Origin of the sequence: Chryseobacterium sp. SORGH_AS_0447 (assembly GCF_030818695.1) — a bacterium.
In the GTDB taxonomy this organism is placed as follows: domain Bacteria; phylum Bacteroidota; class Bacteroidia; order Flavobacteriales; family Weeksellaceae; genus Chryseobacterium.
Window position 1 is genome coordinate 1,506,925 of sequence record NZ_JAUTAR010000001.1, and the last position, 12,304, is coordinate 1,519,228.

At 39.6% G+C, this 12,304-nt stretch carries 8 protein-coding genes; 3 read left to right on the plus strand and 5 right to left on the minus strand.

Features of this window, described 5'->3' with window-relative positions; genetic code table 11:
• The first annotated feature begins 15 nt into the window (after positions 1 to 15).
• The 3 genes from QE422_RS07130 to QE422_RS07140 all read left to right on the plus strand — a co-directional run bounded on the left by QE422_RS07130 (position 16) and on the right by QE422_RS07140 (position 3,049).
• Positions 16 to 864, plus strand: a complete 849-nt coding sequence (locus QE422_RS07130) for a methylated-DNA--[protein]-cysteine S-methyltransferase (protein WP_307456273.1) — start codon at positions 16 to 18, stop codon at positions 862 to 864.
• Between the two features lie 253 nt (positions 865 to 1,117).
• A complete protein-coding gene (locus QE422_RS07135) occupies positions 1,118 to 2,356 on the plus strand; it encodes an IS4 family transposase (protein WP_307454373.1) in 1,239 nt (412 codons plus the stop codon).
• Between the two features lie 81 nt (positions 2,357 to 2,437).
• Entirely contained in the window at positions 2,438 to 3,049 is a 612-nt protein-coding gene (locus QE422_RS07140) for an alpha-ketoglutarate-dependent dioxygenase AlkB (protein WP_307456276.1), read from the plus strand.
• A gap of 563 nt (positions 3,050 to 3,612) precedes the next feature.
• Here the strand turns inward: QE422_RS07140 and QE422_RS07145 are convergent.
• The 5 genes from QE422_RS07145 to QE422_RS07165 form a co-directional block, all read right to left on the minus strand.
• On the minus strand, positions 3,613 to 5,472 hold the full coding sequence (locus tag QE422_RS07145) for a CocE/NonD family hydrolase (protein WP_307456278.1): 1,860 nt from the start codon (positions 5,470 to 5,472) through the stop codon (positions 3,613 to 3,615).
• Between the two features lie 225 nt (positions 5,473 to 5,697).
• Positions 5,698 to 6,060, minus strand: a complete 363-nt coding sequence (locus tag QE422_RS07150; protein WP_307456279.1) for a hypothetical protein — start codon at positions 6,058 to 6,060, stop codon at positions 5,698 to 5,700.
• Positions 6,061 to 6,126: 66 nt separating this feature from the next.
• Positions 6,127 to 6,558, minus strand: a complete 432-nt coding sequence (locus tag QE422_RS07155; RefSeq protein ID WP_307456280.1) for a hypothetical protein — start codon at positions 6,556 to 6,558, stop codon at positions 6,127 to 6,129.
• Positions 6,559 to 6,700: 142 nt separating this feature from the next.
• Positions 6,701 to 9,400 (minus strand): TonB-dependent receptor, encoded by a 2,700-nt coding sequence (locus tag QE422_RS07160; RefSeq protein ID WP_307456282.1) that lies wholly within the window; start codon positions 9,398 to 9,400, stop codon positions 6,701 to 6,703.
• A gap of 77 nt (positions 9,401 to 9,477) precedes the next feature.
• Complete coding sequence (locus QE422_RS07165; protein WP_307456283.1) at positions 9,478 to 12,249, minus strand: TonB-dependent receptor; 2,772 nt, start codon at positions 12,247 to 12,249, stop codon at positions 9,478 to 9,480.
• Positions 12,250 to 12,304: the final 55 nt, after the last annotated feature.

Below are 12,304 nucleotides of genomic sequence, written 5' to 3' on the forward strand. Positions count from 1 at the left end.
GTAAAATAAACGAATATGTCCACACAAAATCAGATCGATTACGAAAGAATTGCCAAAGCGATAGCCTATATCCGCAGCAATTTTAAGCTTCAGCCGGGTTTGGAGGAAGTGGCGGAAGAAATCAGTTTGAGTCCGGCCCATTTTCAGAAGATGTTTTCCGATTGGGCGGGAACAAGTCCGAAGAAGTTTTTGCAGTTCATCAGTCTTGAACATGCCAAAAGCTTACTGAAGGAAGAAAAAGCGAGTTTATTTGATACCGCCTACGAGACGGGATTTTCGAGCACCAGCAGGCTGCATGATCTGTTTGTGAAGATCGAAGGGATGTCTCCGGCAGAATATAAAAACGGAGGAAAAAGCCTCAACATCAATTACAGCTTTTCCGGAAGCCCTTTCGGAAATGTGATTGCCGCTTCCACTGAAAAAGGAATCTGCTATCTGGCTTTTGAAAACGATATACAAAAAGCATTGGGAGATTTACGGGCTAAATTTCCCAATGCTTCTTTTTTTGAAAAACAGGATGATTTCCAGAACACCGCACTGTCTATTTTCAGTACGGACTGGACCGAACTCAAGACTGTAAAGCTCCATTTGAAAGGAACCGATTTTCAATTGAAAGTCTGGGAAAGCCTCTTAACCATCCTGATGGGAAAATTATCAACCTACGGAACATTAGCTGAAAAGATAGGCCATTCCAAAGCCTCAAGAGCTGTCGGAACCGCCATCGGAAGCAATCCGGTAGCATTTCTTATTCCCTGTCACCGTGTGATCCAGTCGTCCGGGAAAATCGGCGGCTACATGTGGGGAATCGACCGGAAGCAGATGATGATCGGGTGGGAGAGCGCAAAGATTTATTCCGGATATTAGAAACGTTTCGGATCAGTTTTTCACCCATACGGTTAAAGAATTTCATCAATAGAAACGGGCTTTAACCCGTCCAAATAGAAAAATTTTATAGGCTTTAGCCCAATGTCATTAAGTTAGTATTTTTTAGTGTTATGTTTTTGCTAAATTTGAGATTTAATCTTTCATTTTCTTATTATGCAAAAAAAATGTTTCAGATATTTTATTATCATTGGAGGAGGAAATCCACAGCGTGGCTATTTGTAATGAATACAGGATGAGTAGCAGAGATTTCACCCGCAAAAGGAAGTTGAGCTTTTCAAATACGCTTTTGTTTATGCTCAACTTCATTACCAAAAGCCTGTCCTGTGAGATTGTAAATTTCATTCACTATATAAGATCTTTGGGCCAGACACAGAATACTTTTACAAAAAGTGCATACGTACAGAACAGAAAAAAGATAAAGCCCGAGGTTTTTATTCATCTGAACAAGCGGCTTGTGGAAGAATTCTATACAGATAATTCTGCAGTACAGACCAAATTCAATGGTCTTCGTCTGTTGGCTATTGATGGTTCGAGAATTAATCTACCTCAAACCCGAGAGCTGGAAGAGATTTATGGTGTATCCAAAAACCAGACTTCTCATACCTGCGTACAGGCCAAAGCCTGCGTACTGTATGATACAATCAATAAAATCTGTTTAAAAGGGGTACTTTCTTCTATAGATACTGATGAACGTTTACAGGCTCTTGAGCTGTTGGCTCATTGTTGCCATAATGATCTGCTGCTATATGACCGTGGTTTTGCTTCATTTGATTTCTTTTATCAGCATCACAAAAGAAATTTTAACTACCTTATGCGCGTAAAAGTAGGTTTGAACCAAACCATAAAAGATTTCGTCAAAAGCGGAATATCCAGTATGATAACAGACTTTAAGCCTTCTCCCAACGTAGATCTGTCAGGAAAAGATTATGGTAGAGACTATACTTTTAAGGTAAGATTGTTGCGTGTCGTACTGGATAATGGCACCATCGAAGTTCTTGCAACCTCTCTTTTAGATGAGGCTTGTTATCCTTCGGAGATTTTCAAAGCCCTATATTTTGAACGCTGGGGCATAGAAACCTATTTTGATGAAATCAAAAACAAGCTTCACCTGGAGGAATTTTCCGGTTACTCAAACAACAGCATCTTACAGGATTTCTATTCTACTTTGCTTGTAAGCAATATACAGACCCTTATTGTCAGAGAACTCGAACAGGAGCTTAATGAAGTTGATACGAAAAAGAAGTACCGGTACAAAGTCAATACTTCCCTTTCTTACAGCTTGATGAAAAACAGAATTTTGAATTTGCTCTTTAGCAATGTAAAAAAAGAGGATATAGTGGCAGAGCTTAAAATTCTTTTTGCTTCTCATATGATCCCCGTCAGACCCAAAAGATCCTTTAAAAGGAATATTTTAAAATACAGAGTCAGAGCGAAACCAAAGGTCACTAAAAACTATAAAAAAAATCTATAAGACCTTAACTTAATGACATTGGGCTTTAGCCAAAGCTTATCATTTATACATTTTAAGCTGTAATACAAAACATAAATAGCAATGCTCAGCCTCTTTGAAGACCCATCAGAAAATCCGGCAAACCTCCTTCCTAAAGACGGGACCGTTCATTATTACGGGAAAGTTTTCTCCAAAGAAAAATCGGATTTTTACTACGACTATTTATTCAACCGGATTCCTTGGGAAAACGATGAAGCCGTTATTTTCGGAAAACTGATTATCACCAAGAGAAAAGTAGCCTGGTTTGGGGACAAGCCCTTTGAATATACTTATTCCAAGCGTACAAAGCAGGCAAAGCCCTGGACACCGGAACTGCTGGAACTCAAGCGAAGATGTGAGGAAGTAACAGGAGAAACCTACAATTCCTGTCTGTTGAACCTGTACCACGATGGCAGTGAGGGCATGGCCTACCACAGCGATGCCGAAAAAGACCTGAAAAAGCATGGAGCCATCGCGTCATTAACATTCGGTGCCGAAAGGAAATTTTTATTCAAGCATAAAACGGAAAATGAAAAAGCAGAGGTTTTCCTTGAAAACGGAAGCCTGCTGGTGATGAAAGGAACCACGCAGGATCACTGGCTGCACCGCCTGCCGACTACAACCAAAGTGAAATCTCCAAGGGTAAACCTGACATTCCGGACGATCGTAGAGTAGCTTTTTGGCTGCTTGAAACGCGGAAACCTGGGATTTTCACCGCAAAAGTTACAAAAGATACTAATGCTGCTAATAAAGTTCAATAAGATGCTGTAAAAAGCGCACAAAAGTTTTTAAAAATCTTTGATTTTTATCTCATGTATTCTAAAATATTTTCAAGCTATTCGAGTATTCTCTGTGACTTATGTGATAAAATAAAGCAGCATCATCTGAGAAAATCTAAGCAGATCTGTGGGAGATTTTTTTTACCATCAATAGCCATCCGGACCACATTTTTCCGTTATTTCTCTAATACTAAGTTTAGATTCCCTGCGGGAATGACAACAACACGCTTAAAACATCTCATCCGTCATCGATTATATTGAAGAACCTTCGGTTTCCTTAGAAATTTCAACGCAAATCTTTCCATGCGCCTTCTAATCCTCCGTTTAGGTTCCCTGCGGGAATGACAACCGTTTTGTTTAATATTAAAAAGCGAACCCGAATTGAAAAATCTGCGTCATCTGCAAAATCTGCGTGAGATAAAGCAAAAAAAATAGGGCTGCGTTCTCGCAGCCCTATTTTTATTTTAAAACTTCAACTTCAATCGCACTGTCTTCAAACACTTTGATAAACGCCTTCGTGTAATCTTCTTTCGTTGCAAAATTCGGATTGGCCATAAATTTCTGCGGGTTGATGGCAAATAACGGGAACCAGGTCGAGGAAATCTGAATCTGGATCTTATGTCCTTTTTTAAAGGTATGAACCACGTCCTGAAGCCTGAAGTTCACCGCTGTTTTCTGATTGGGAATTAAAGCTTCCGCTTTTTCCTTCGAATTTCTGAACCTGGCCGGCATAATTTCGCTTCTTACCATCTGGTGATAGTTTCCGTAGATCACGCCTTCTTTCTTTTCAACAGGTTTAAAATCTTCAGGATAAATATCAATTAACTTTACTGCAAAATCGGCATCGGTGGAAGAGGAAGCGATATTTAATTTAGCCATAATTTCACCGGCTAATGTAAGGTCTTCTGCCAGAACGTCGGTGGTGAAAGTCAGTACATCCGGCCGGCCTTCTGCGAAACGCTGGTCTTCCGACATGTAATTTCTTGGAGTGAAGCCATTGAAATCTCTTAAATTTTCTGAGCTTAAAACCGGATTAGCCGGATCGCTGTAATATTCCGAGAAACCTTGCCCTGCTGTGTTTTTCAAAGTACCACCGGATAGGTAGAAGTTTACTTTTGTTGCTTCTTTCGGCGGATAGGCTGCAAATTCTCTCCACTGCTTTGCACCGGTGTCGTACATCATAGCTTCCGGTAAACCGGCATCCTGCCTGGTGTTTCCTTTTAAATAGTGGTTAAAGAATTTTGTTTCCAGGTTTTTCTGATAGTAGGTCGCGATGCTGTCGCCGAAATAAATCTGGTTGTGGAAATGTTTTCCCTCTTCACGACCCCATCCGCCATGAGAAAACGGTCCCATCACAATGGTGTTTTTGGCTTTCGGACTTGTTTTTTCAATCGTTTTGTAAATATTCAGAGGTCCTGAAAGATCTTCCGCATCAAACCAGCCTCCGACGGTCATCACGGCATGGTTTACATTTTTAAGATGCGGCAGGAGACCTCTCTTCTGCCAGAATTCATCGTAATTGGGATGATTCATAATCTCGGTCATGAAGAAATTGTCTTTGTAATATTTTTCGTAGCGGTCTTTCAAAGTCCCCATGTCACGGTAGAATTTCAGTCCGTCTTCAGACGTTGCTTTAATCATGGAATCATTGTACCAGGCTTTGTTTTCAGGTTTTGTCTTCTGAACCCCAAAAACAGGGAATGTCCTGAAGTAACCCAGCATAATTTTTCCGTTGTGCAGGAAATCGTCGTTCCAGAAATCGGAGATCGGTGCCTGCGGTGAAGAGGCTACCAAAGCAGGGTGTTGTGCAAGAACCCCAACTGCCGTATAGAACCCCGGATAAGAAGTTCCGTACTGGCCCACTTTCCCGTTGTTGTCTTTAATGTTTTTAACCAGCCAGTCGATGGTGTCGTAGGTATCGGTGCTTTCGTCCACATCTTTTTTGGTTTTGTGGTCCACCTGTGGAGTCATGTTGGTAAAAGTACCTTCACTCATATATCTTCCGCGTACATCCTGATAGACGAAGATGTATTTGTCTTTCATTAAGTAAGAATTCGGGCCGACCTTCGTCTTATATTCATTTTCCCCGTATGGAGCCACGCTGTAGCAGGTTCGCTGCATCAGGAAAGGATATTTGTTCTTGCCGGAAATATCCTTTGGAATATATACCGAAGTGAAAAGCTTTACCCCATCACGCATCGGGATATAAACTTCTTTTTTAATAAAATTATCCTTTACAAAAGTATCGGGCTGTTGCTTATTCTGCGAATTCCCTAAAGCAAACAGGAAAATCATCAGCATGGAAAAATGAAACTTCATTATCTAAAAATTTAGTGCTAATTTAATCATAAATTGTTTTGCGTTAAATGGATGTTTGATATTAAGTGTCAAAATACTGGTATACAGGTTTTTATTATATATGATTACAGTTGAAAATCAAATGGATTGGTTCAATTAATTATTAAAAAAGCGGATTATATGGGAAAGTCCATCTCATAAATTATGAAACGGACTTTTGTTATTTAATTACGTAAAGTGAAATTATTATTTTTCAACAACAAATACAGCGGTTTTGTCAACCGTAATTATTCCGCTTTTTTCACTTTTTAGTTTAAATGAAGCCACATGATTGTCGAATTTAAAAACAATGCTGTCATTAGTGATTTTTTTTAAATCTTTGACTGTGCTTTTGTCGGTAACAACATCATTTTGTTTAATCATAATATCCTGGTCTGAAAAAATAATCTGGCTTTTCTGCTCAACTATTTTTTTCTTTACCATCTCATGCAATGCCAGATTCTTTAAATTGATTTGTTCTATATTATAAGAATCAACAACATTCCAGTTTCCATTAAAATTATTTTTCTGAAATTCAGTAAATGACAAGCCAATCAGTACTGTTGACATGATAAGATATTTTTTCATATCTATAATATTTAAATTAGCGAGAACAATATTCTCGCTAATTATTATTTACTCCGGGTTATTTTTGATTACATTATCATTTAATTGATATAACACATTTTGGATATTATTATCAATTTCTACTTTAGTACCTTTTTCATCATCTGTTAAAGTACCATCAATTGTATTTTTAACATCTCCATTTGCTCCCTGCTCCTGCATTATTTTTCCTTGGAAATGGTAGTGATGTCCACCACCGACCATATGAATATCATAATGATTAACTTTAGGGCCTGACCAACCTATTGAAACATCTACCCAGCCATAGATATGCCATGAAGTTCCATTTGTGTCAGTAATGTATTCATCAACTTTAATTCTTTTAAAGAAGTTTATACTTTTTGACTCTAAAGTTTTAAAAAGGGTTGAAGTAAGTGTAGTGGTATTTGCAGTTACCAATCCTGCAAAGCCGATCATAGCAGTTAAAAGAATTTTTTTCATAGTTTTTAATTTAAAATTTAGTTTTAGATTGCAATCTAATAACAATATTATTAATTTTTTTTATACACCAAATAGTGTATTAATATTTTTTTAATTTTTTTCTTTAAATAATTAACAAATTTTTGAACATAAATTATCTGAACTACTTTCTATTCCCGGCAAATTTATTCAGCTTCATCGTCAGCGAAAACATGATGTATCTTCTGAGGATCAGGTCTTCCCGGTCTTCTACATAAGCTGCGGTAATATTTCTTCGGACGCTCTGGTTCTGGTTCAGTACGTCATATACTTTTACCCTCGCCGTAAGCTGCTTTTTATAAAATGAATAGCCGATGCCGGAATTCAGGAAGTAAAAATCCCTTTTGAACCCCGGAGCAATATTGGAGCTGGTGTTGTACTCGAAATCGTTTTCGAAAATCAGGTTTGTTTTCAGGAAATAATTGGTCAGCTCTACCCTGAATGTCTGATAAGTATTCCTGATGCTTTCCACACTGTAATTTTTATAATCGGAAAAAGAATAAGTCAGCGTATAAGAAGGTTTGATATTGATTTTATCCTTTTTATCATACATGATATTGATCCCGGGGGTAAGCACATACGAATTCCCGGTAAACAGCTGGCCATTGATAAATCCGCGGCTGTACCGGTAGCTCAGGCCGGCCTTCGGACTGACAGTGAGTTTCTGATCGCTCCATTTCAGTGTCTTGCTGAAACCTCCCGAGAAATTGGCGCTTTTGTTTCCGCTGATGTTGGTGTAGGTAACAAACTGTTTCCCGGAATCGTCATAATAGGAAAAGCTGGTGGTATCGTTGCTGTTGTAAGTAAAAGACAGGCTGAGATGATAATTGATGTTCTTCGGAACATTGAAATTGTTGAAATAAAGGCTGGTCCGGTTGCTCCAGGCATTTTTAAGATCCGGATTTCCCTGGTAGGTCACCAGAGGATTCGATTCGTCTACATAAGGGATCAGCCGTTGGGATGAAGGAATGGTAAAGCTTGCCGAGTTGTAGATATTCAACCTGGAATTTTCAGAGATTTTGTACTGTAAGCCTGCATTATAATCCGGCAGGATAAAATTCCGGCTAAGTTCAAAATGCTGACCGTTGAAAACGGATTGGTACTTCAGATCGGTAAAATCAACATTTGCTGAAGCCCAGAAATTGTATTTCTGTTTATTGAGTTCAAGAGTAATTTGGGGTGAAAATTGGTTGTTCCTTTCGTCGGAACTGTTGGACAAAGCTAGATTGTAATTGGAATACTGCCCGGTCGCCGGATCAAAGTCATGAACGAGCCTGTCGTTAAAAGCATTGGCCGAATTATAATTCAGCCCGAAATTAATGTTCAGGGAATCGGAAAGGGGTTCCGTGTATTTGGCGTTGAAGGAATAGCTGCTGTTCTGCGCTTTGGTTCGGGTCAGCTGGTTTCTGAAATCCCGTTTCGCGGGATCTTCGATGCCGTTGTCGTAAAAGAAGGTCTGGGAATTGGTAAGGCTTCTGTTTTTATTTTCGGTGATCGAAGTATTTAAACTGGAATAAAAAGACCTTCCTTTCTTACTGAACTTTCTTGAGTAATGGATGTTCGGGGTAAAAGCGTTGCTTTCCGAATCCGAGCTTCCGGCGGACTGGCTTTCATTTAACAGCATATCGTCCCGGAAAGTGGCCGAGCTGAATGTGGTAGAATTCGCTGTTGTTGAATGCGAAAAAGCCGGAGAAAAGTAAATGGTGCTCAGCGTATCGGGCTTTATCTTTACGGATGAGGTGAAATTGTATTGTTCGGATCCGTTTTCCCCTGTGCTTTCCGAATTGGTCTTGAGGTTATAATCCGGAAGAAAGGTGGTTTTTGAAATTTTAGAAGCGGTCTGCAGGTTGGTTTCCGTACGGGTAAGACCCAATGCATCGAGATCAATTTCGTTGCTCAGCCTGTCGGTGTAGTTGACACCGATGGTGGTCGACTTCTGGATTCCTTTCATGTTGTTTCCGGCCTGTATGTTGCGGGAGCCCTCACCGGAATCTCCCCTGGAATTCACGTTGTTGGAAGAAAGAACCATGCTGATCTTCCGTTTGTCTCTGAAATAGCTCAGGAAACCGCTGCCTTCATATCGTTTGTCGGAGCCGTAACCGGCGGTAATCCTCGAGAGGAAGCCTTTGTTTTTCTTATCATCAATGGTGAAATTGATGGTCGTATTCTCCGATTTCGTTGGTTTTCCGGTAAGCTCTTCTTCGCGGGTTTTGGTGGTGGTAAACTGGATATTCTTGATGATATCCGCCGGGATATTTTTCAAGGCAATCTTTCCGTCCTTATCGAAAAAAGGTTTCCCGTTGATCATGATCTGGTCGACCTGTTTTCCATTGGCGGTAATTTTTCCGTCGTTATCTATTTCCACGCCGCCGATGTTTTTCAGGAGCTCTTCAATATTGCTATCGGGGCGCACTTTGATGGCAGCGGCATTAAACTCAATGGTGTCCTTTTTAATTTTTACCGGGGCCACGGTAATTTTAACTTCTTCAATATCGGTTACCTTGTTCTGATCCAGTTCCAGCGTTCCGATATCAACGGACTGATTGATTTTGTCAAATATTTTTGAATAAGAAGCTGATTTTTCTGCATCGACTTTTAAAATGGATGCTTCTTTAAGTTCATCTGTTTTTAATGAAAATTTACCTTCCTTATTGGTAGAAGTGTAATTGACAATGGAAGAATCCTTTCGCTTTAGCAGATATACTGTCGCATTTTCCAGGGGCTTTTTCTTAAAGTCTACAACGTTCCCTTCAACACTGAACTTCTGTCCGCTCAGCATGAGAAATGGCAGTAAAAACATCAGCAGCCACAGAATCTTCTTCATAACTTTCTTTTGAACGTGCTAAAATATAAAAAAACATCCCTTAGTAGGGATGTCGGCAATTTAAAATAATTTTAAATCTATGGGGTTTGTGTTTTGTTGCGTGCAAATTTGTTGAGCTTCATGGTAAGGGAGAACATGACGTAGCGTTTCAGAATCAGGTCATCGCGGTCTTCAAAATAAGTGCTTGAGATAACTCTTCTTACGCTCTGGTTCTGGTTCAGCACATCATATACCTTCACTTTTGCCGTCAGCTGTTTGTTGAAAAAGGAATAGCCGACGCTCGTGTTCCAGAAGTAAAAATCCCTTTTGAAGCCCGGAGCGATATTGTTATTGGTATTGTATTCAAGATCGTTCCCCAGGATCAGCCTGCTTTTGAAGATGTAGTTCGTAAGCTCCAGCTTCAGGATCTGGTTGCTGGTATTTACCTGGTCGATGCTGTAATTCTTATATTTTGAAAAGTTATATCCTAAGGTATAAGAAGGTTTTACCGTCAGCTTATCTTTAATTTCATAAGTGAGGTTAAGTCCGGGATTGATGCTGTAGGAACTGCTGGAAAATTCCTGTCCGTTGATGAATCCTTTGTTAAAATTGTAATTGGAATTGAATCTGGGGTTGATGGTGAGTTTGTTTTCTTTCCATTTGAACGTTTTGCTGAAACCTCCTCCAAAGTTGAAGTTTTTATTTCCGCTGATGTTGGCATAGGTTATCAGCTGCTTTCCGCTTTCGTCGAAGGAAGAATAGTTGATGATGTCGTTATTTTTATAGGTAAACCCAATGTTCATGAAATAGGAGGTGTTTTTCACCATGTTAAAGTTATTGAAATACAGGTAGGTAGAATTTGTCCATGTATTTTTAAGGTTTGGATTTCCCTGATAAGAAACCAGTGGATTGATGACATCCAGGTAAGGAGTAAGCTGTTCTGCCGTAGGAATAGTGAAATCGGCGAAATTGTATAAGTTTAATCTTTTATTCTGGGAAAATTCATAATTCATTCCCATGTTATAGCTTGGGAGAACGAAGTTTTTCTGCAATTCGTAATTCTGATTATTAAAGCGGGAATTTACATTCATGTTGGAAAATTCTGCTTTTACTGAGCCCCACGCGTTGATTTTCTTTTTGTTGACTTCAAAGGATAATTCAGGAGCTATTTCATCGATCTTCTGATCCATCCGGTTGGATAAAGCATCATTATAACTGGAGTACTGCTGGGTTGATGTATTGAAATCATTAACATCCCTTATGTTTCTCATGGCCGCGGAATTGTAGCTCAAATTCAGTCCTACACTGATAGAATCGGTAATGGGTTCGGAATATCCGGTACTGAACCGGTAATTGTTATTTTGGTTTTTCTTCAGTGAGAATTGGTTTCGGTTGTCATTCGGCTGGGTCCCCAGATAAAATATATTTTCGGACCTGTTCAGTTTGTTTTCTTTATTTTCACCAATGCTGCTGTTTATATTCGCATGCATTTCCCTGCCTTTTTTCCTGAATTTTTTAGAGAAATAAATATTGGGATTGAATGAATTGTTTTCGGAGTCGGTTTTCGAATAGCTGTTGCTTGTATTCAGCAGGTCATTATCCTTGAATGTGCTGGAATTACTGTTACTGAAGTTATGAAGCTCATTTCGTGAAAACGCCGGCGAGAAATAAATGCTCGTTAAAGAATCCAGATGGATCCGGGCAGCCAGGTCGAGACTATATTGTCTGGAATCATTTTCACCGTTGCTTTCAGAATTTGTTTTTAGCGTATAATCCGGCAGCAGCGTGGTTCTTGAAACTTTGGATCTGGTTTCGAGGTTATTGCCGATGTGGATCAGGCTCAGATTATCCAGGTCTGCATCTTTGCCGAATTTATCACTGTAATTCAGCCCGATGGTGGTGGACTTCTGAATGCCTTTGGTGTTGTTTCCGCCGGAAGTATAGTAAGTGGTTCCACCGCTGGTAACAACGGAGCCGCCCTGCATCAGCCAGGAGTTTCTCCCGCGTCCCATGCTGTCGAAAACCTCATCGCTTGAAAAACCCTGGGAGTTGATATTGTTCGACGCAGCCAGCAGGCTGATCTTCGTATTGTTTTTAAAATAGCTTACAAGCCCGCTGCCTTCATACCGCTTATCAGAGCCGTAGCCTAAAGTAAGCCTTGAAATCAGTCCTTTGTTTTTCTTTTCGTCGATGTTGAAATTGATGGTGGCATTATTGGATTTTGAGTTTTTGCCGCTGAGCTCTTCCTCTTTGGTTTTGGTCGTCGTGAACTGAATGTTTTTGATGATGTCGGCAGGAAGATTCTGTAAAGCGATCTTACCGGTCTTATCAAAGAAAGGTTTGCCGTTAATGGTAATCTGGTCAACCTCTTTTCCGTTGATGGTAATTTTACCGTCGTTATCGATCTGTACCCCTGGGATCTGTTTCAGGAGCTCCTCGATTTTACTGTCCGGCCGCACTTTTATGGAAGAAGCATTAAATTCAATGGTATCTTTTTTTACTTTAACGGGTGAAGCGGTAAGTTTCACCTCCTGGATATTGGTGACCGAATTTCTTTCTAGCTCTATTTCTCCTAAAGAAACGGACTGGCTGATATTTTCAAAATTTTTGGAATAGGAAACCAGTTTTTCTGCATCTACTTTCAGGATGCCCGGCTCTGTAAGGTCGTCGGTTTTTAATGAGAAATTTCCTTCCCGGTTGGTGGATGTGTAATTGATGATGGAAGAATCCTTCTGTTTCAGAAGATAAATGGTGGCATTTTCTACAGGTTTTTTTTCAAAGTTTAAAACCCTTCCGCTAATGTTTAATTTTTGGGCATTAAAAAACAGCATATTCAGCATTAATACCAGCAGCAGCAATAGTTTTCTCATAGAGTTGATGATTATCAGTGCCGCAAAATTATAGAAAAAATAATGTTGAAAATAA